A 20,473-nucleotide genomic window follows, 5' to 3' on the forward strand; every position below is an offset into this window, starting at 1 on the left:
GAGGGCAAGGGATGCCCTCCCTTTCTCATGCCGTTCAATTGCTGGGACCGAACTCCTGGGTTGGCTCGCGCATTTTAAATGCTGGTGATTCCGTTTGACTGTCTGCTGAACCCCCACGCGTTGCACGTCTTGTTCGGCTGCCGCTGCCTTCAATTATAAGTTTTCGTAATACTTCGAATAATAAATAGAAAATTGACTAATCATGGTCCCGGAACGAAAAATCATCCCCAGACCGACGCCGCCAGAGCGCCGCGGATTTGCCGTTTCTCTCCTGCCAGAAAAATAACCAAAGGAGTCCCCCATGAAGCCTCAAGCTTCGTCCCAGCCGCGCCGTGCGGCAGCCGCTGCCTTCATTGGCACCATGATCGAGTGGTACGACTTTTACATCTACGCCACTGCTGCCGCGCTGGTGTTCGGCGCGCTGTTCTTCCCCTCCGACGACAAGCTGTTCAGCACCATGGCCGCGTTCGGCACCTTCGCCGTGGGTTTCTTTGCGCGGCCGTTGGGCGGGATTGTCTTCGGTCATATCGGCGACCGCATCGGCCGTAAGAAGTCGCTGATCATCACCTTGTTGATGATGGGCGTGGTCACGGTGTGCATCGGCTTGCTGCCGACCTACGCGCAGATCGGCGCCGCAGCGCCGGTGCTGCTGATCTTGCTGCGCATCGTCCAGGGCATCGCCGTCGGTGGCGAATGGGGCGGGGCGGTGTTGATGGCCGGCGAGCATGCGCCGAAAGGCCGGCGCAATTTCTTTGCCTCGTTTGCGCAACTGGGCAGTCCGGCGGGTTTGATCCTGTCGCTGCTGGCGTTCAGTGCGGTCACCCGTTTGCCGGAAGAAGACCTGATGAGCTGGGGCTGGCGCTTGCCGTTCCTCGCGAGTTCGCTGTTGCTGCTGGTGGGCCTGGCGATTCGTCTGGGGGTGAATGAATCGCCGGAGTTTCTCGCCAGCCGCGAGCAGGCCAGCAAAAGCCAGCGCAAGGAGCAGGCGCCGGTCATGGAGGTGCTGCGCACCGCGTGGCGTCCGCTGCTGTTGTGCATCGGCGCCAACACCCTGGGGATCGCCGGGGTGTATTTCACCAACACGTTCATGATCGCCTACACCACCCAGCAACTCGCACTTCCACGCTCGCTGATCCTGGAGTGCCTGTTCTTCGTCGCGATCATCCAGTTCTGCATCCAGCCGCTGGCGGCCTGGGTTGCCGAGAAGATCGGCGCGACCCGCTTCCTGTGCCTGGTGTCGCTGCTGGCCATGGCCTCGCCATACCCGATGTTCGTGCTGGTGAGCTCCGCCCAGGCGCCGCTGATCATCCTCGGCATTGCCCTGGCGGTGGTGTGCATGGCGTCGTTCTATGCGGTGATCGCCGGCTACGTCAGCGGCATGTTCGAGACCCGCGTGCGCTACACCGCGATTTCCCTGGCTTACCAGATTTGCGGCGCGCTGGCCGGTGGCCTGACGCCGCTGATCGGTACCCTGCTGGCGCACAAGTTCGCCGGCCAGTGGTGGCCGATGGCGGTGTTCTACAGCTTGATCGCCGCCACTTCGCTGGTCTGCGTATTGTCCCTTGCCCGTCGCCATGCCAGCGCTGAACGCGTTGAACTAGCCACCCATTGACCCTGTAGGAGCCGGCTTGCTGGCGATAGCGGTGCGTCAGTCGACATGTCTATTGACTGGACGGGCGCGTTCGCCAGCAAGCCGGCTCCTACAAAGATCGTCGTTTCTAATTTGCAGGAGAAACTCATGTTGAAGATTAATGGCGAACGCCTCTGGGCGAGTCTGATGGCCATGGCCGAAATCGGTGCCACCGCCCGTGGCGGCAGCTGCCGCCTGGCCCTGAGCGACGAGGACAAGGCCGGTCGCGAACTCTTTGCCCACTGGTGCCGCGAAGCCGGCATGACCCTGAGCGTGGATGCCATCGGCAACCTGTTCGCCCGTCGCGCCGGCACTGATCCTGACGCGGCACCCGTGATGATGGGCAGCCACCTCGATACCCAGCCCGAAGGCGGGCGGTTCGATGGCGTGTACGGCGTGCTCGCCGGCCTGGAAGTGGTGCGCTGCCTGAACGAACTGGGCATCCAGACCCGCAAGCCGCTGGAAGTGGCGGTGTGGACCAACGAGGAAGGTGCACGCTTCACCCCGGCGATGTTCGGCTCGGCGGTGTTTACCGGCATCATGGCGCTGGACGCCGCGCTGGCGGTGCGCGACATCGATGGCATCAGCGTTGCCGAGGCCCTGCAACGTAGCGGTTATGCCGGCGAGCGCCCGCTGGGTGGCGCGGTGGATGCGTACTTTGAAGCCCATATCGAGCAGGGGCCGATCCTCGAAGACAACGCCAAGAGCATCGGCGTGGTCAGTGGCGGCCAGGCCATTCGCTGGCTCGACGTGCGGGTCGAAGGCATGGCGGCCCACGCCGGCACCACGCCTATGCCGCTGCGCAAGGATGCCCTGTACGGTGTGGCGCCGATGATCCAGGTCATCGAAAGCCTGGCGGCGGACTTCGCCCCCGAAGGCCTGACCACGGTCGGTGAGTTGAGCATCAACAAGTCGTCGCGCAACACCATTCCGGGGCTGGTGAACTTCACCGTCGACCTGCGTCATCACCGCGATGCAACCATCGAGGCCATGGAGCAACAGGTCCGCGAGCGGCTTCAGGAAATTGCCGACGCTCGCGGCTTGCATCTGACGATCACCCCGCACTGGATCAGCCCGGCGACGCCGTTCGACGCTGATTGTGTAGCGGCGGTGCAACAGGCCGTGGACGCCCTGGGCTACGCTCAGCAATCGATCGTCAGCGGCGCCGGGCATGACGCGATCCACCTGGCGCGATACTGCCCGACGGCCATGGTGTTCATCCCGTGCGTGGGGGGCTTGAGCCACAACGAAGCTGAAGACGTGCTGCCTGAAGATGTGCGCCAGGGTACGGATGTGTTGCTCAATGCGGTGCTGTCGCGCGCCGAAAAAGTCGCCTAGACGCAGGCCCATGTGGGAGCGGGCTTGCTCGCGAAGGCGGAGTATCAGCCACCTTCATTGCTGAATGACACACCGCTTTCGCGAGCAAGCCCGCTCCCACAGTGGGGCTGCGTCCGGTTTCAAGATTTTCGTTAACTGACAGGTATTCACTCCATGCGCAGTTTTTTCCACCCCGAACAATTGCTCCACCATCCACGCAGCTACTACTCCCGTGGCCAGATGCGTACGCCACAGGAAGTGCCGGAGCGTGCGCAGCGCCTGGTGCAGGCGTCTCATGCCTTGGGTTTCAAGGTCGAGCAACCGGCCGATGCCGGGCTTGATCCGCTGCTGGCGGTGCACGGCGCAGCGTACCTGGCGTTCCTGCAGGAAGCCCATCAGCGCTGGAAAGAGATTCCCGAGGATTGGGGCGATGAGGTGATGTCGAACATTTTCGTCCGTGAACCCAACGCCCTGCGCGGGATTCTCGCGCAAGCCGCGCGCTACCTGGCCGATGGCAGTTGCCCGGTGGGCGAGCAGACCTGGCGTTCGGCCTACTGGTCGGCGCAAAGCGCCATCGCCGGTGCCCAGGCGTTGCTCGATGGCGAGCCCGCAGCCTATGCCTTGTGCCGTCCACCGGGTCACCACGCCCGGGCCGAAGCGGCGGGTGGTTTCTGTTATGTGAACAACGCGGCGGTGGCGGCGCAGGTACTGCGTGCCGGTTTTGCGCGGGTGGCGGTGCTGGATACCGACATGCACCACGGGCAAGGGATCCAGGAGATTTTCTACGACCGCGAGGATGTGCTCTACGTTTCGGTGCACGGCGATCCGACCAACTTCTATCCGGGCGTCGCAGGCTTTGCCGAAGAACGCGGTGCCGGGGCGGGCGAGGGTTTCAACCTCAACCTGCCGATGGCTCATGGCGCCAGCGAGGCGGATTTCCTCGGGCAATTGGATGTAGCACTCAAGGCGGTGACGGACTTTGGCGCCGAGGTGCTGGTGCTGTCCCTGGGCTTCGATATTTTCGAACTGGACCCGCAAAGCAAAGTGGCAGTGACCCGTGCAGGGTTCGGCGCGCTCGGCGAGCGGATTCGCAGCCTCGGGTTGCCGTGCCTGATCGTGCAGGAGGGCGGGTATCACCTGGAGAGTCTGGAGGATAATGCGCGGGCGTTTTTTGTGAGTCCTGAGGTGTGGCAGCTTTGAATTGTGGCGAGGGGGCTTGCCCCCGTTGGGCTGCGCAGCAGCCCCAAAACCAACGACCTTATATTCCCGGAAATACTACGTTCGTCGGTTTACGACTGCTGCGCAGCCGAACGGGGGCAAGCCCCCTCGCCACAGGACTTGCCATCGCCCTTACGTTAACGTAAAGATTGCGGCAGGGCGCCGACGTATGAAGGCGCAAGGGCGGACGACCCGGAGCGCTTGATGACGCTAATAAAAACAAACTCCCCCAAACAGCATCGCGAAGCCCGGCTGGCCCGGGAAAAGCTGCACCTGGAAGGCGAAGTGCCGGATGGCGTCCTGCGAGCGGAAATCGATGCTTCGTGGCGGCGCAGCCTGAGCCATGGCGTGCATTTCAATGCCAAGCACGAGCTGGCGCTGGAATCGAGCGCCAGCCTCGACGTGTTGCTGGCCAGTAATCGCCTGCTGATCGACGCCGCGTTGCCGGCCATCGATTACCTGGCTGAGCGTCAAGGCAAGGAAGGGCTGATCATCCTGGCCAATTCCGACGCCACCATCCTCGCCGTCGAAGGCCGCGCCGACCGTCTCAAGGGCAGTGGCCTGCAGGACATCACCCTCGGCGCCTGCTGGAGCGAAGCGGTACGCGGCACCAACGCCCTCGGCACCGCGCTGGTGGAGGCGCGGCCGACCCTGATCGATTGCGGCGAACATTACCTGGACCGCCTCAGTGATTTTTCCTGCACCTCGGTGCCGATCCATTGCCCCCAGGGCGACATCCTCGGCGTCCTTGACCTGACCCGCGAAGGCCCGCTCGGCCGCGCCCACGACAGCACGGCGCTGCTGGCCATGGCGGTCAGCCAGATCGAAAGCCGGGTGTTCAACGCCAGCTATCCGGACGAAATCGTCCTGGCTTTCCACAGCCGCAGGCAATACCTGGAGTCCCCGTGGCAAGGCCTGCTGGCGGTGAGCCTCGGCGGGCAGATCCTCGCGGTCAGCGCCCAGGCCTGCCAGTTGCTCCACGCCGAGCGCTCGGCCCTGGTCGGTCGGCGCTGCGAGGAGTTTCTCGGAGTCGACGGCCTGCAATTGTTGGCGCGCCTGCATCAGGGCGGTGTCGGCAGCCTGCAAACCGCCAAGGGTGAATTCTTCTACAAAACCCTGCGCGCGCCGCAACGCACGATCAACGTCAGCAGCCCACCGCGCACTTCGGCGAAAACAGCCAAGGCGCAACCGGATCTGGAGTCGCTGGCCGGCAGCAACACGCGCTACGCCCGTGCCTTGCGCATGGCCCGTCAAGGCCTGGCCAATGAACTGCCGGTCTTGTTGCTGGGTGAAACCGGCACCGGTAAAGAGGTCATCGCCCGCGCCCTGCACATGGCCGGAGCGCGCTGCGACAAACCCTTCGTGGCGGTGAACTGCGCGGCCATTCCCGAAGGCCTGATCGAGTCCGAACTGTTCGGCTACCGCGAAGGCGCGTTCACCGGTTCACGCCGCGGCGGCATGGTCGGACGCTTGCAGCAGGCCCATGGCGGCACCTTGTTCCTCGATGAAATCGGCGACATGCCACTGGCCTTGCAGGCCCGACTGTTGCGGGTGTTGCAGGATCGCAAGGTCGCACCCCTGGGCGCCGGCGAAGAGCAGGACATCGACGTTGCGCTGATCTGCGCCACCCACCGCGACCTCAAGCGCCTGGTGGAGGAAAAACACTTTCGCGAAGACCTGTTCTACCGGGTCAACGGCATCAGCGTGATGCTCCCGGCCCTGCGAGAACGCGAGGATTTCGGCGCGCTGGTCACTCGCATGCTGACGACACTGGGCGCACCCACCGTGGTCCTGCACGACGATCTCGATCGCTTGCTCAGCGGTTATCACTGGCCGGGCAACATCCGCCAACTGGAAATGGTCCTGCGCACCGCGCTGGCCATGCGCGAGCCGGGTGAAACCGTGTTGACCCTCGACCACTTGCCCGACAGCATGCTCGACGAGCTGACTGCCAGCGAACGGCCGCAGGCCGGCAGCATCCGGGAAAACGAACTGGAGCTGATCCGTCAGTCCCTGGACACGCACCAGGGCAACGTCTCGGCCGCCGCCGACGCCCTGGGCATCAGCCGCGCGACCCTGTATCGCAAGCTCAAACAGTTGCGTTCGTGATGCAGCGCCTGATCGTTCGGCTGATCGACAGCCAGAACCCCGAGGCCCTGCAAGCGTCGCTGCGCTGGCTGTACAGCTTTGTTCGCCCCCATCGCCTGGCGATTGCCGGACTGCTGGGCCTGTCGGTCTGCGCCTCGGCGCTGGTGCTGGTGCAACCCTGGCTGACCAAACTGTTGATCGATGACGGCCTGCTGGCGCGCAACTTCCCGACGCTGGTGTTGATCGCCGGGCTGATGATCGTCGCCGGGTTGCTGGGCACGGCGCTGTCGGGCATCAACCGCTACCTGCACACGCGCCTGTCCGGGCGCATGCTGTTTGCCCTGCGCGATGACCTCTATCGGCATTTGCAAACCCTGTCGCCGGGTTTTTACGGGCAGCGACGGATCGGCGATTTGATGTCGCGCCTCGATGGTGACGTCGCGGAAATCCAGCGCTTTGCCGTGGACTCGCTGTTCTCGGCGGTGTCGAGCGTGATCGGCCTGGTGGTTGCCATCGCCATGCTGGTGACGTTGTCCTGGAAACTCTCGTTGCTGGCCCTGGTGTTAATCCCTCTCGATGTCCTCTGGCTGCGCTGGATGCGGCGCAAGGTCGAGCGCGATGTGCGGCAATTGCGCGAGCGTTCGGCGGACATGTCGTCGTTCATGGTCGAGACGTTGCCGGTGATGAAGTTCATCCAGTCCGCCGGTCAGCAGCAACGCGAAGCACGGCGCCTCGAGGCGCTGGGCCAGGGCTACATGAGCCAGTTGCTGCGCCTGCAGGTCACCGAGTTTTTCACCCAGGCCGTGCCCGGCACGCTGACCTCGCTGTCCCGGGCCTGCGCATTCTTGATCGGCGGTTACTGGGTGGTGCAGGGCACCTGGCAGCTCGGTGCGCTGATTGCGTTTTCCACCTACCTGGGGATGGCCGTGGGGCCGGTGCAGAGCCTGCTCGGGCTTTACGTCGCGGTTCAGCGGATGACCGTCAGCCTCGGCCGGGTCATGGAGCTGCGCGGCGAACAACCGACCGTACTGACGCCCGTCACGCCACGTCCGATGCCCAATGGCGGGGATCTCTGGTTCGACAACGTGCACTTCGCTCATCCCGGCCGCCAATCGACCCTGCGCGGCATCGAGGCGCGGATCCCCTACGGCATGAAAGTGGCCCTCAGCGGCGGCTCGGGCGTGGGTAAGTCCACCCTGATCGACCTGCTGCAACGTCATCACGATCCGCAATCGGGCCGGGTCCTGCTGGGTGACGTCGATCTGCGCGAACTGGATCTGTTCCAGCTGCGTCGGCGCATTGCCATCGTCAGCCAGGACATCGTGCTGTTTCGCGGCAGCCTCGCCGACAACCTGGCCTACGCGGTGCCGGACGCCAGCCGCGAGGCGATTGCCGACGTGGCGCGGCTGGCGCAACTCGACAGCCTGATCGAGTCCTTGCCCGAAGGTCTCGACAGTCCGCTGGGCGAGCGCGGCCAGCAGTTGTCCGGTGGGCAGAAGCAACGTATCGCGATTGCCCGGGCACTGTTGCAGGACCCTCTGATCCTGGTGCTCGATGAAGCCACCTCCGCGGTGGATGAAGCCACCGAGCGCGAAGTCATCGACGCCATCGACCGCTTGTTTGCCGGGCGTACACGCATTCTGATCAGCCATCGACCTTCAACCCTGGCCGATGCCGATCTGCGTTTCGAACTGCTCGATGGCGTGCTCACCTCGAAAACGGTGCTGCATGAAATCTGAACTGCGCATTGGTGTGGTGGACAGCGGCCACTCGGCAGTACAGCGGGTGCAGGTGATCGCCGGTCGGCGCTTTTCATTGCTTGAAGACGGCCTGGCCGAGGGCGACTTGCGCGACGATCCACTGGGGCATGGCAGTGCCGTGATCGAGGCAATTGGCCGCCGCGCACCCTCGGCGCTGTTTTGCGTGGCGCAGGTGTTCGACCAGCGCGGTGTCACCAGCGCCTTGCAGATCGCCACGGCGATTGACTGGCTGCTGGCGCAGGATGTGCGACTGATCAACTTGAGCCTTGGCCTGCGCCAGGATCGCAGCCTGTTGCGCGCGGCCTGCGCGGCAGCGGTGGCGCGGGGCGTGCTGCTGTGTGCGTCGAGTCCCGCCCAGGGGGAAGGGGTGTTTCCGGCCAACTATCCGCAGGTGTTGCGGGTGACCGGCGATGCGCGCTGCGCCGAGCAGGAATGGTCGTGGCTCAACAGCGCCCAGGCGGATTTCGCCGCCTGTGTGCATGGCACCTACCCGGGGCAATCCGGGGCGAGCCTCGGTTGTGCCGCCTTGAGCGGGCACATCGCCGGGTTCCTCGCCGAACAACCTGACGCCAGCAATGCGCAAGTCATCGAATGGTTGCGCGAGCATGCCCGTTACCGTGGCCCTGAACGGCGCTTCGGGCCATGACCGACATCGTCATTCTGGGTGCCGGACCGGCGGGGGCGGCGGTCGCATTGGGGCTACGGCGGCTGGGCCATGGCGTCACGCTGATCAGCGAATGGCGCCGGTTTGCGGCACTCGAAGGGGTATCCGTGCGGGTGCTGGAGGCCTTGCGCAGCGCCGGCCTGCAGCATGCACTGGCGGATGCGGCCTTGCCGTCCCAGCGACAGGTCTCGTGGAATGGCCAGCAACATGCGCAGAACATCGAGTATCTGCTTGACCGGCCGGTTTTTGATCAGGGCCTGCGCGAGGATTTGCGCCTGGCGGGGGTTGAGCTGATCGAAGGCCGGGTGCTCACGGTTCAGTCATCGGCCAATGGTCATCGAATCGAAATTGACGGACGCGAACCGCTGCTCACTGCGTTTCTCGTCGAAGCCCGCGGACGCCAGGCCCCGACAATCGGCAAAGGCCTGCGCGGCCCCGAGACCGTCAGCTTGCTCAATCGCTGGCAGGGTTCGCCGGGCAGTACCGCCAGTGCCGTGGAAAGCCTTGAGGACGGCTGGGCATGGATGGCGCGGCGCGCCGACGGTCAGTGTTACTGGCAATGGACGGTGGACGTGGCCACTGCCGGGTTGCCGGGCAAGGCCATGTTGCTCGATTACTGCCGGCAGCGGCGCCAGGGTTCGACGCTGGCCACGGCATTTTTTGCAGGCGTTGCAGAAACTGATCTACAGCTGCACGCCCGCAGCAGCACGGCGATTCTGAGCCCACAGGTGTGTGGCGAAAACTGGATTCGGGTCGGCGATGCGGCAATGGCCGTCGACCCGCTGTCGGGCAACGGGATCTTTCAATCGTTGTCCTCGGCGTTGCAGGCGCCAGCGGTGATCAACACGCTGTTGTGCAAGCCCGAACGCGCGGCGCTGGCCCAGCGTTTTCACCAGCAGCGGGTGGAACAGCTGTTTTTGCGTTTTGCGCGGATCGGCCGGGATTTTTATGCCGATGAGCAGCGCTGGCTGGATCAGCCGTTCTGGCAGGCGCGACGGAACTGGCCGGACGCCGAGGTGGCCCATGCCGAGGCGGATTTTGCAGCCCTGAAAATCGAACGGGCGCCGGTGCTGCGTGACGGTTTTGTCGATGAGGCCGAGGTGGTGATCACGTCGGATCAGCCGTTGGGGATCTGGCATGTGCAGGGGATTGAGCTGGCGCCGTTGGTGCGGCGCTTGCGTAGCGAGCCGGCGGAGCAGGCGTTGGCCGGTTTGACGGTGGAGCAGGGGCGGATGGTTCGCAGCTGGTTGCTGGGTCAGGGTTTCAAACCCTGAATGAAGAACGTCCGGACCCGGCGAAAAGCCTGTTCTCCCAGCGCAAAGCATCGTAATTTACGCGCCATAACGACAAGGAATTTTGGGGTGTAAGTGGGAGTCTATCGTTTGCTGTTGGCCGTTCTGGTGGCCGTTTCTCATATGGGCAAGACGTTCATGGGGCTAAACCCCGGCGTGATTGCCGTGATTTCCTTCCTGATCATCAGCGGTTTCGTGATGACCTCGCTGATCGAGCGCAACTACAAGGCGTTGGGGAAAGTCGGCCTGTTCTACCTGGACCGCGCCCTGCGGCTCTACCCGCAATTCCTATTCTACTTCGCAGTTTCCTGTGCGGTGATCTATTTCCTGCTGCCCGGTACGCCTCAAGCCGCCGAGCTGACGCTGCGCAACATCGCCGCAAGCCTGACTATCGTACCCCTCGGCTTCTACATGTTCGGCGCGGCGGGATCGTGGATCTTGCCGCCGGCCTGGTCCCTGGGGCTTGAGATGTGCTTCTACCTGGTGATCCCTTTCCTGATCATCTACAGGGCGCGGGGTGTTGCGTTTGCTTTATCCGTCGTGGTCTTCATGGCCGCGTGCCTGGGTTTCATCAACACCGACCTGTACGGCTACCGGCTATTGCCGGGCGTGCTGTTCACGTTCCTGTGCGGCAGCTACCTGTACAAAGCGCGGCCGAAGGGTTTAGCAATCGCTGCCGGTACCGCCTTGTCGGCGGCCCTGATGTTTGCGGCCATCATGGCGGGATGGATAGAGCGCCGGCCGTTCAATGCCGAAGTGACCCTCGGCATAGCGCTGGGCGTGCCCGCCGTGTACCTGCTGACAAAGCTCAAGTTTCACCGGATTGACGAGTTCCTCGGCAATATCAGCTACGGCGTATTCCTGAATCACTTTGTGGTGATGTACTTCCTGCACGCTATCTGGTCGGTTGCCTACGATGGGGCCATTGTTGCAACAGTGCTGGCCTTGTCGTTGCTGCTCAGCGGCGTTTCGTACTACTGCGTCGAACGGCCGGCCCTGAAGCTTCGTCACGCGCTTCGGGCCGGCGCAAACAGTCGGGTGGGTCAACCGCAGGGCCGCGAAACAGTAGCGTAGTGGCTGGGGGGCGCCTTTGCGGGCAAGCTCGCTCCCACCGAGGAACGCATTCCAATGTGGGAGCGGGCTTGCCCGCGAAGGCGGCCTAAAGGACGCTACAAATCACAACTTGATCAACACCGACTTCAACTCCGTGTAATGCTCGATCGCCGCATACCCCATCTCACGCCCGACCCCGGACATCTTGTAGCCGCCGAACGGCAGCGCCGGGTCCAGGGCGCTGTGGCAGTTGACCCACACCGAGCCTGACTTGATGCGCGGAATCATCCGGTGTACCGCCGCCAGGTCATTGGACCAGATGCTCGCCCCCAACCCGTAGGGGCTATCGTTGGCCATGCGCAGTGCATCGGCCTCGTCATCGAACGGGATGGCCACCAGCACCGGGCCGAAGATTTCTTCCTGCACCAGCGAGTGCTTCTGATCGACGTCGACAATCACCGTCGGCTTGACGAAGAAGCCCGGGCCAAACTGCTCGCCACCGCAGGCAATGGTCGCACCGCTTTCCCGACCCTTTTCGATGTAGCCGTAGACGCGCTCCTGCTGCCGCGCCGAGATCAGCGGGCCCATGTCGACACTCGGGTCCAGGCCGTTGCCGAGTTTCATGGCGTTGGCGATGTCGCTGATGTCCGCCACCACATTGTCGAAATGCTTGCGCTGCACATACAGCCTGGAACCTGCGCAGCAGACCTGGCCCTGATTGAAGAAAATCGCGCTGGCGGCCCCGGCCGCGGCGGTTTTCAGGTCGGCGTCGGCCATGACGATGGTCGGTGACTTGCCGCCCAGTTCCAGGGTGACCCGGGTCATGGAGTCCATGGCGATCTTGCCGATCTGCTTGCCCACGGCGGTGGAGCCGGTGAAGGTCAGCTTGTCCACCAGCGGGTTGTGGGTCAGGGCTGAACCGGCGGTGATGCCGGTGCCGGTGACCACGTTGAACACGCCTTCGGGATACCCGGCTTCCAGCACCAGCTCGGCGAGTTTCAGTGCGGTCAGCGGGGTCTCGTCGGCGGGCTTGAGCACCACGGTGCAGCCGGTGGCCAGGGCCGGGCCGAGTTTCCAGCAGGCCAGCAGCAGCGGGAAGTTCCAGGCGACGATGGCACCGACTACGCCCACCGCTTCACGACGGATGAAACTGTGGAACTGGTCGTTGGGCATCAGCGGTGCCGACACGTCAACCGTGGAGCCTTCGATCTTGGTCGCCCAGCCGGCCATGTAGCGCAGGAAGTCGATGGATAGTTGCACGTCCATCACCTGGGCCACGGCCGCGCTTTTCCCGTTGTTCAGGCATTCCAGTTGCGCCAGCAGTTCGGCGTCGCGCTGCATCAGGTCGGCGAGTTTCCACAACAGGTTCTGCCGCTCCCGGGGACGGGTGCGGGTCCAGGCCGAATTGTCGAACGCCTGGCGAGCGGCGAGTACCGCGCGGTCGACATCCTCCGGCGTGGCCCGTGGCACCACGCACAACACCTCACCGGTGGCCGGGTTGTGCAAGGGCATGGTCTGGCCATCGGCGGCCTCGACCCAGTCGCCGCCGATGAGCATGCGCGGGGCGCGCTGGATGAACGCCGAAGTGGCGGGAAGCAGGTTTGGGAGCGACATGTTGAAACCTCGTCTTGTTCGTGTGGCGAGGTCTTTCGCAACGGTTGTGCCAGTTTGCCCAAAGCGCCGTGTTAGCAGGCTTGGGCGGAAAAAGCGGCTCATGAACGAGCGCAGGACTGTCGCAAACTGAGACGCCGCTGACACACTCGTTGCGCCCCTGTAGGAGCTGGCTTGCCAGCGATGGACTCGAATGCGCCGCGTTTATCCAGTCATCACGCGTTTTCGTTAACGACCATCGCTGGCAAGCCAGCTCCTACAGGGCGCAAAACGATCATTGGTCATCACCCATTGGCGTGGCTCACCTATGCTCGTCTCAGAGTGCAACAGTTGTCGCGAAATTGAACGTGTTGCCGCGATGGCATCACTGGAAAAACACCCGCCGATTCCGGCAAATCATTGATTCATTGAGGTATTCGTAAGCTGGCACGCTCCGTGTATTGCTCATCGCAGACGTTTCTCTTGCCTCCGTCAGCGGTTCTCCGCAGGCGGCAGAAACCATAAAAACGATAAGCCACAACAATAAGAACGCACCGTGCGAGGTTCGACGTTGATGAAGAGAAAACTCCGATCAGGCATGAGCGCCAGCCTGCTGGCCGTAGCCGCTTGTGTAGCGCTGCATTCGCCTCATAGCCTGGCAGCCCGAGACGCCCAGACCATCCTCAAGGAAACCTGTCAGGGCTGTCACACCCCCGAAGCCGATAACGCCCTCAGCCGCATCAGCCACCAGCGCAAAACGCCGGAAGGCTGGTTGATGAGCATCGCCCGGATGCAGACCATGCACGGTTTGCAGATCAGTGATGACGACCGTCGCACGCTGGTCAAATACCTGGCCGACACCCAGGGCCTGGCGCCGAGCGAAACCGATGGCGTGCGTTATGCGCTGGAGCGCCGGCTCAATACCGTCGAGCACTTCGACGACCCAACCCGCCAGATGTGCGGCCGCTGCCACTCCGGTGCGCGGGTCGCCCTGCAACGGCGTCCGGCGCAGGAGTGGGAACGCCTGGTGAACTTCCACCTCGGTCAGTGGCCGTCGCTGGAATACCAGGCGCTGGCCCGGGACCGCGACTGGTTCGACCTTGCCCGCAAAGACATGGTGCCGCTGCTGGCCAAGCGTTATCCGCTGGATAACCCCGCCTGGAAAAAATGGCAGAGCGTGGCGCCCAAAGCCGATGCGCTGGTGGGCGACTGGAGTTTCAGCGGCCACTTGCCGGGCAAGGGTGAACTGGCGGGTGTCATGAGCGTGAGTGCCGATGGCAGCGACACCTTCAAGGTCAGCGTCAAAGGACAGTACGCCGACGGCAGCCCGTTCAATGGCGAGGGCAGTGCGATTCTCTACACCGGCTACGAATGGCGCGGCAACGTGACTATCGATGGCGTGACCATGCGCCAGGTGTTCGCCGCCCAGGGCAATGCCATGCAGGGCCGGATGTTCGAGGCCGAACACGATGAACGCGGTCTGGACTTTGTTGCTGCCAAGCAGGGTTCCCAGCGTTTGCTGGCGGTGCAGCCGGGTTACCTGAAGGCTGGCAGTGAAACTGAAGTGACATTGGTCGGCAGTGGCCTGACCGGCAAGCCGAACTTCGGCAAAGGCGTGGAAGTGGTCGAAGTCGTCGAGCAGAGCCCTGAGCGGATCAAGGTCAAGCTCAAGGCTGCCGCCAATGCCCAGCCGGGTGTACGTGCAGTCTCCGTTGGTGCGTTGAAAGGCCCGAGCCTGTCGGTCTACAGCAAAATCGATGCGGTCAAAGTCGTGCCTGAATTCTCCGTGGCGCGGATCGGCGAAGGCGGCGGTTCGACACCGAAAGTCCAGGGGCGTTTTGATGCCGAGGCCTGGGGCAAGGGCGTCGATGGCAAGCCGTACCGCATCGGCGTGTTCCCGGCGCAATGGAAAGTCGAGGCCTTCGACGACCGTGCCAAGGAAGACGAAGACGTCAAGTTCGCCGGCACCATGCAGGCCGACGCCGGCGTGTTCACCCCGGGCGATGCCGGGCCGAACCCGGCGCGCAAGATGTCCACCAACAATGCCGGCAATCTCAAGGTGATCGCCGCCGTCGACGACGCAGGGAAATCCCTGACCGGCGAAGGCCACATGATCGTGACCGTGCAACGCTGGAACAACCCACCCATTCCGTGATGCTCGCTGAAACCCAAGGCTTCAGACACTTTTCGGAATGACCGCAGGCCCTCAAAGCAGGGCTTGCACAGGAGGTTTGCAATGGGCGCTATCTTGAATCTGGTCGAACGTAACCTGCACGAAGTGCAGGTCGATGCCGACCGCATGCTGTTTCACATCCCCAGCAGTTCGCTGTTCGCCAGCGATGAACTGACGGGCACCATCATCGATACCCTGCGCGGCCCCGGCTGCTCCTCGGACGACCTGATCCAGCGCCTGGCCGCGCGTTTCAATGGCGAGGAAATCACCGAAACCCTGCGCGAGCTGATGGCCCTGGAACTGGTCAGCGACGGTTCGCCGCTGACCCCGGACATCGCCACCAAGCGGGTCGAGCGCACGGCAATCAATACCGTGGTGCTCAACGTCAACACTGGCTGCAACCTGAGTTGCACCTATTGCTACAAGGAAGACCTCGACAAGCCGTCGGCCGGCAAGAAAATGGACGTCGAAACGGCGATTGCCTCGGTGGAAATGCTGCTGCGCGAATCCCCGGACGAAGAGCGTTTCACCGTGGTGTTCTTCGGCGGCGAACCGCTGAGCAACCGCAAGCTGATCGAGTACATGGTCGACTACTGTGAGAAGCGTTTTCGCGAGGCCGGCAAGTTCGTCGAGTTCGTGATGACCACCAACGCCACGCTGCTCACCGAAGAAACCGTGGACTACCTCAACGCTCACCGCTTCGGTTTGTCCGTGAGCATCGATGGCCCGAAAACCGTGCACGACCGCAACCGCATTACCGTGGGCGGGCAGGGCACTTATGACGTGGTGCGACGCAAGGCCGAGATGCTGCTGTCGCGCTACAACAGCCGTCCGGTGGGCGCGCGGGTAACGTTGACCACTGGCGTCACTGACGTCGAAACCATCTGGGATCACCTGTTCAACGAACTGGGTTTCGCCGAAGTCGGCTTTGCCCCGGTGACGTCGGGCGACATCAGCAGCTTCAACCTCACCAGCGACGAGCTGATCGAAGTCTTCGCCAGCATGAAACGCCTCGGTCGGCGTTATCTGGAAGCGGCGCTGGAGCACCGCAACATCGGTTTCTCCAACCTGCACCAGCTCATCACCGACATCCACGAAGGCCACAAGAAAGCCCTGCCATGCGGCGCGGGCCTGAAGATGCTGGCGGTCGATCACAAGGGCGAGCTGAACCTGTGCCACCGCTTTACCGGTTCGAGCCTGCCGACCTTCGGCAACGTCCACAGCGGTGTGAAACAGGTGGAGTTGAACGACTTCCTGTCCCAGCGCCTGGACCGCACCAACACCGGCTGCGAAGACTGCCAGATCCGCAACCTGTGTTCCGGCGGCTGCTACCACGAGAGCTACTCCCGCTATGGCGACCCGACTCATCCGACCTATCACTACTGCGAACTGATGCGTGACTGGGTCGACTTCGGCATTGAGGTCTACACCCGGATCATGGCCAACAACCCTGCGTTCATCAGCAGTTACATCACTCCGCGCAAGGCTCACTGATATGAAACATCTCAAGGCAATCAATAACAAAGCGTTGAAGCTGGATCAGGCCGCGGACGAAAACCGCATTGAAGAAGTGGTGGCCATGAGCTCCGTGGCGGGCTGTGCCTCGACCACCGACCCGGGCTGGGAAATCGATGCGTTCGGCGGTGTGTCGTCGCTGTGCCAGCCGATGGAGGCCGACCTCTACGGTTGCTCCGACCCGTGCTGGTGGCCGGCCCAGGTGCCCGACATGATGAGCACCTACCCGGACTGGAACAAGGATGCCCAGGCGTCCAACGATAACTGGCGCAACCTCGGCACTGTCTTCCCCAAAGACAAGTGATCAGATAATAAGAAGGATTCCAGCATGCACAGCATCAAAGCCTGCGGCCTGGCCGCTTTCGCCGTCCTGAGCAGTTGTTCGGTCAGTGTCCTGGCCGATGAAAACAGCGCACTGCAAGACGGTCACGAATACATGTTGACCACCAATTACCCAAACAACCTGCACGTGATCGACCTGGCCACCGACTCCTTGTTCAAGACCTGCAAGATGCCCGATGCCTTTGGCCCCGGCACTGTGCAGCTGTCGCCGGACCGCAAGACCGCCTACGTGCTGAACAACCACTATGCGGATGTCTATGGCGTCGAACTGGACAGCTGCAAACAGGTGTTCCACGCCAGCATCACCCAGAAGCCGGGGGAGAAAGCGAAGTCGATGTTCGCCTTCACCCTCAGCCACGACGGCAAGGAACTGTTCACCATCGCCAATCCGACGCTGATGATGAACGATCGTTATGAAGTGCAGCAGCCTCGACTGGATGTGTACGCCACCGACGCCGGAATGGATGCCAAGCCTGTGCGCAGTTTTCCGGCACCTCGGCAGCTGACCATCATGCAGAGTGGCGACGACGGCACCTTGTATGTGGCGGGGGCGGACGTCTACAAGGTCAATGTGAAAACCGGCAAATTCGACGTGCTGATCCCCAGCCGTCACTGGAAACGCCCGAACTACAGTGCGCCTGACGTGCTTTATGTGTGGAATCAGCAGACTTATCGGCATGACTTCTCGCTGCTCTACACCGCAGCGAAGTTCAAGGACAAGAAACAGGACCCGGCCACCGCCGAATACCTGTACGGCCTGTTCAGTGTCGACCTGAAGACCGGCAAGACCGAAACCACCGATTTCGGCCCTTTGACGGAGATCTACTTCAGCGGCATGCGCTCGCCCAAGGACCCGAACCTGATGTTTGGCGTGCTCAACCGCCTGGCCAAGTACGACATCAAGCAGAAGAAAATGCTCCAGTCCGCCACGCTTGATCACTCGTACTACTGCATTTCCTTCAACAAGGACGGCAGCAAGATCTACCTGGCGGGGACGTTCAACGACGTGGCGATCTTCGATGCCGACAGCCTGAAGCAGACGGGCAGCATCAAGTTGCCGGGTGGGGACATGGCGATTACCACGGCGCAGATTTTTGTCCGGTAAATTGCGGCGTCTGGACTGACGCCTTCGCGGGCAAGCCCGCTCCCACAGTTGACCGGGTTGGAAGGCATATTTGCATTCACACCGGTCCATGTGGGAGCGGGCTTGCCCGCGAAGAGACCCTCAAGAACACTGCAAAATCAAACCCCCGGCACCGGACACCCCAAATCCCCCTCCTGACACTTCAGGTAAGTCTTGAACGTCTCCACCCGCGCCTTGGTCAATTCCGTCACACAATTGCTGTAGATCAGCGGATACACACTCCCGCCTTCCACCCCGGACGCCGAGAACTTGCACTCGGCATCGCGAAACGCAACCCACGACCGCTGCGCACCCACCAGCAAATTCTTGCCGTCGGGATTGCCCTTCAGGCGCGAGGTGATCTGCTGGTAAAGCGTATTCAACTCCTTATCGGCGGCCGCATTCTGCTGCGCCGCGCACTGGTTCATCGTGGCCTGGTCGGTGGCGTTGTCGCAGTTCACGGCAGCATGGGCCAGGGAGGTGAACAACAAAGGCGTCAGCGCCAGGAAAAAACGTGCGTGCATGGCAGTAACTCGCTGTGACAGGGGAATGTTTGGAATGCAGGTTTGGGATGCAGTGTAGCGCTGTGGGGCGTTCAGCCAGCTACGTCTGCCATTGCGGGTACTTTTTTACCGATTCATGTTCAAGCCAAGGCTGCTCATGGGATGTCCAGATATGCGCCTGTGGCGTCATTTTCGGGTCATCATCCAGTGTCGCCACCCGGACAATCACGTGAGGCTGGGCCAATCGCTCCGCCATCAAGTGCGAGCCGCAGTCCGGGCAGAAATACCGAAACTTGCCCGGCGACGATTCGTAGCGGCTCAGGCGATCCTGGCCCTTGATCCAGCGAAAGTGCTCGCGCATGACCCCGGCGGTCGATGCAAAAGCCGCCGCGTGTGCCTTGCGGCAGGTTTGGCAATGGCAGTGGCTGATGGGCATGTCCAGGCTGTCGACTTCATATTCGATGGCCTTGCACAGGCAACTGCCGCGCAGTTTTTCGTTCATGTCGCTATCCTTTTCGAGGCTGTTGCGAGGGACAACGTTAGCAGTTTCGACCTTCTGACTTTACGGTTGCCCCAGAACTTATCCGCGTAAATGCAACCGAATATCTCAGGCATGGTTGATTGCACATCCCGATTGGTACAACTTTAGGGTTGGTCGTGTGGTCTTACTGACCTACTGTTCAAGTACAGGAGGTGACTTATGAACCCAGCATCTGATCGCATAGAAAGGAAAGTCCTGCTCAAGGCCAAGCGTTCACAGGTCTGGCGTGTGCTGGCCAATGCCGAAATGTTCGGACAGTGGTTTGGCGTGGCGCTGGAGGGCAAGCGTTTTGTCGCAGGCGAGTGGACCCAGGGGCAGATTACCTATCCCGGTTATGAGCATTTGCGCTGGAACGTACTGGTAGAGCGGGTCGAGCCGGAACGGCTGTTTTCGTTTCGCTGGCACCCTTATGCCGTGAACCCGGAAGTCGATTACTCCCAGGAACCCACCACCCTGGTGAAATTCGAGCTCGAAGACATGGACAACGGCACGCTGCTCAAGGTCTCCGAATCCGGTTTCGATCACGTTCCCCAGGCCCGTCGCGAAAAAGCGTTTCGCATGGACAGTCGTGGCTGGGAGGAGCAAATGAACAATATCGAGCAGTTCTTGATCGACAATGCCAAAGCCCACGAGCAACAGAGTGGCTGAAGTCGACCTGTTCGATTCATGGTTGAAACGCTGGGCGCTGGTGTCGGACGGTGAGCCGATCATCACGCCTGGCAGTCGTTTGCTACCGGTACGCCAAGGCGATGTGCCGGCCATGTTGAAAATCGCCGTAGATGCCGAGGAGAAGTTCGGCAACCTGCTGATGATCTGGTGGGATGGCGACGGTGCCGCCCGGGTCTATGCCCATCACGGCGACGGGCTGCTGATGGAGCGCGCCATGGGTCGGCGATCACTGATGCACATGGCCCTCAGCGGTCAGGACGATGACGCCAGCCGCATCCTGTGTGCGGCGCTGGCACGGCTGCATGCCCCACGTGGCACTCCGCTACCACCGCTGGTGCCTCTGACGCGCTGGTTTGCCTCGTTGCGAGTGGCGGCCGTACAACAGGGCGGTGCGTTTTCCCTCAGTCTGGCGAGCGCCGAGGCCCTGCTGGCCACCCCACAGGACGAGGTGGTGCTGCACGGCGATATGCATCACGACAATGTCCTCGATTTCGGCGCACGCGGCTGGCTGGCCATCGACCCCAAGCGGGTGAGCGGCGAGCGCGGCTTCGATTACGCCAACCTGATCTGCAATCCCGACCTGCCCACGGCGACCGATCCCCGGCGTTTTGATCGGCAGCTCGCCGTCGTGGCGCAGGCCGCCGACCTTGATCCGCGACGTTTGCTGCAATGGGTGCTGGCATTTGCCGGGCTGTCGGCGGCCTGGTTTCTCGAAGACGGCGACAGCCTGGCGGCGCAAGGTCAGCTGGAGGTCGCAAAACTCGCGGCTTCAAGGCTCGAAGCCTGAGGCGTCTAAGGGTTTTCGGAAGGTTGCTTATAGCGAATGTCTTACACGCGATGGTAGCGATATCGCCTGTTACAATTTGGATCCTATGCGTATTCTGAGCTTACCCACTGAAGCACAGGATGTGCTCAGGATCACGGATGATCGACCATATGCAAGGAACGCTGCGACAAGGAGTCGTCATGGTCTTGGAAAAACCCGCTTCGGCGGG

At 62.3% G+C, this 20,473-nt stretch carries 17 protein-coding genes; 14 read left to right on the top strand and 3 right to left on the bottom strand.

Annotation, left to right across the window (positions count from 1 at the left end):
* Positions 1-301 precede the first annotated feature (301 nt).
* From KGA88_RS18745 to KGA88_RS18780, 8 genes are all read left to right on the top strand, one after another.
* Positions 302-1,612: an MFS transporter gene (locus tag KGA88_RS18745; RefSeq protein WP_110661061.1), complete on the top strand. Its 1,311-nt coding sequence runs from the start codon at positions 302-304 to the stop codon at positions 1,610-1,612.
* Positions 1,613-1,738: 126 nt separating this feature from the next.
* Complete coding sequence (locus KGA88_RS18750) at positions 1,739-2,968, top strand: Zn-dependent hydrolase (protein ID WP_223593407.1); 1,230 nt, start codon at positions 1,739-1,741, stop codon at positions 2,966-2,968.
* Positions 2,969-3,121: 153 nt separating this feature from the next.
* On the top strand, positions 3,122-4,147 hold the full coding sequence (locus KGA88_RS18755; RefSeq protein WP_223593409.1) for a histone deacetylase family protein: 1,026 nt from the start codon (positions 3,122-3,124) through the stop codon (positions 4,145-4,147).
* Between the two features lie 222 nt (positions 4,148-4,369).
* Positions 4,370-6,274 (top strand): sigma-54-dependent Fis family transcriptional regulator, encoded by a 1,905-nt coding sequence (locus KGA88_RS18760; RefSeq protein WP_110661056.1) that lies wholly within the window; start codon positions 4,370-4,372, stop codon positions 6,272-6,274.
* Positions 6,274-7,992, top strand: coding sequence for an ABC transporter ATP-binding protein (locus tag KGA88_RS18765; RefSeq protein WP_223593411.1), 1,719 nt, complete (start codon positions 6,274-6,276; stop codon positions 7,990-7,992). Before KGA88_RS18760 ends, KGA88_RS18765 begins: the two co-directional genes overlap by 1 nt.
* Positions 7,982-8,659 (top strand): S8 family serine peptidase, encoded by a 678-nt coding sequence (locus KGA88_RS18770; protein ID WP_223593416.1) that lies wholly within the window; start codon positions 7,982-7,984, stop codon positions 8,657-8,659. Before KGA88_RS18765 ends, KGA88_RS18770 begins: the two co-directional genes overlap by 11 nt.
* Positions 8,656-9,951 (top strand): NAD(P)/FAD-dependent oxidoreductase, encoded by a 1,296-nt coding sequence (locus KGA88_RS18775; RefSeq protein WP_223593425.1) that lies wholly within the window; start codon positions 8,656-8,658, stop codon positions 9,949-9,951. The genes KGA88_RS18770 and KGA88_RS18775 overlap by 4 nt, the downstream gene beginning before the upstream one ends.
* Positions 9,952-10,044: 93 nt before the next feature.
* Positions 10,045-11,043, top strand: coding sequence for an acyltransferase family protein (locus KGA88_RS18780; protein ID WP_223593427.1), 999 nt, complete (start codon positions 10,045-10,047; stop codon positions 11,041-11,043).
* Between the two features lie 102 nt (positions 11,044-11,145).
* Here KGA88_RS18780 and KGA88_RS18785 read toward each other — a convergent pair whose 3' ends face one another.
* Positions 11,146-12,636: an aldehyde dehydrogenase family protein gene (locus KGA88_RS18785; protein WP_223593429.1), complete on the bottom strand. Its 1,491-nt coding sequence runs from the start codon at positions 12,634-12,636 to the stop codon at positions 11,146-11,148.
* Positions 12,637-13,186: 550 nt separating this feature from the next.
* On the opposite strand from KGA88_RS18785, the gene peaA reads away from it, so the two are divergent.
* From peaA to peaD, 4 genes are all read left to right on the top strand, one after another.
* The gene (gene peaA / locus KGA88_RS18790; RefSeq protein WP_223593432.1) at positions 13,187-14,767 is read left to right on the top strand and encodes a quinohemoprotein amine dehydrogenase subunit alpha; all 1,581 of its coding nucleotides are present in this window, start codon (positions 13,187-13,189) and stop codon (positions 14,765-14,767) included.
* A gap of 81 nt (positions 14,768-14,848) precedes the next feature.
* Positions 14,849-16,279: a quinohemoprotein amine dehydrogenase maturation protein gene (gene peaB / locus KGA88_RS18795; RefSeq protein ID WP_223593439.1), complete on the top strand. Its 1,431-nt coding sequence runs from the start codon at positions 14,849-14,851 to the stop codon at positions 16,277-16,279.
* 1 nt (position 16,280) lies between these two features.
* The gene (qhpC, locus tag KGA88_RS18800; protein WP_008016081.1) at positions 16,281-16,604 is read left to right on the top strand and encodes a quinohemoprotein amine dehydrogenase subunit gamma; all 324 of its coding nucleotides are present in this window, start codon (positions 16,281-16,283) and stop codon (positions 16,602-16,604) included.
* A 24-nt stretch (positions 16,605-16,628) separates the two neighbouring features.
* Positions 16,629-17,747, top strand: coding sequence for a quinohemoprotein amine dehydrogenase subunit beta (gene peaD / locus KGA88_RS18805; protein WP_110660860.1), 1,119 nt, complete (start codon positions 16,629-16,631; stop codon positions 17,745-17,747).
* Positions 17,748-17,884: 137 nt separating this feature from the next.
* On the opposite strand, the gene KGA88_RS18810 is transcribed toward peaD, so the two are convergent.
* Both KGA88_RS18810 and KGA88_RS18815 read right to left on the bottom strand, forming a co-directional pair.
* Positions 17,885-18,289 carry a lysozyme inhibitor LprI family protein gene (locus KGA88_RS18810; protein WP_110660859.1) on the bottom strand — a complete coding sequence of 135 codons (405 nt, stop codon included), beginning with the start codon at positions 18,287-18,289 and terminating at the stop codon, positions 17,885-17,887.
* A gap of 79 nt (positions 18,290-18,368) precedes the next feature.
* Positions 18,369-18,770, bottom strand: a complete 402-nt coding sequence (locus tag KGA88_RS18815; protein WP_223593441.1) for a GFA family protein — start codon at positions 18,768-18,770, stop codon at positions 18,369-18,371.
* Between the two features lie 198 nt (positions 18,771-18,968).
* Here KGA88_RS18815 and KGA88_RS18820 point away from each other — a divergent pair, with 198 nt between their 5' ends.
* Both KGA88_RS18820 and KGA88_RS18825 read left to right on the top strand, forming a co-directional pair.
* Complete coding sequence (locus tag KGA88_RS18820) at positions 18,969-19,457, top strand: SRPBCC family protein (protein WP_223593443.1); 489 nt, start codon at positions 18,969-18,971, stop codon at positions 19,455-19,457.
* Complete coding sequence (locus KGA88_RS18825; RefSeq protein ID WP_411740855.1) at positions 19,426-20,265, top strand: aminoglycoside phosphotransferase family protein; 840 nt, start codon at positions 19,426-19,428, stop codon at positions 20,263-20,265. The genes KGA88_RS18820 and KGA88_RS18825 overlap by 32 nt, the downstream gene beginning before the upstream one ends.
* Positions 20,266-20,473: the final 208 nt, after the last annotated feature.

Origin of the sequence: Pseudomonas sp. A-R-19, from assembly GCF_019956575.1 — a bacterium.
Taxonomy (GTDB): domain Bacteria; phylum Pseudomonadota; class Gammaproteobacteria; order Pseudomonadales; family Pseudomonadaceae; genus Aquipseudomonas.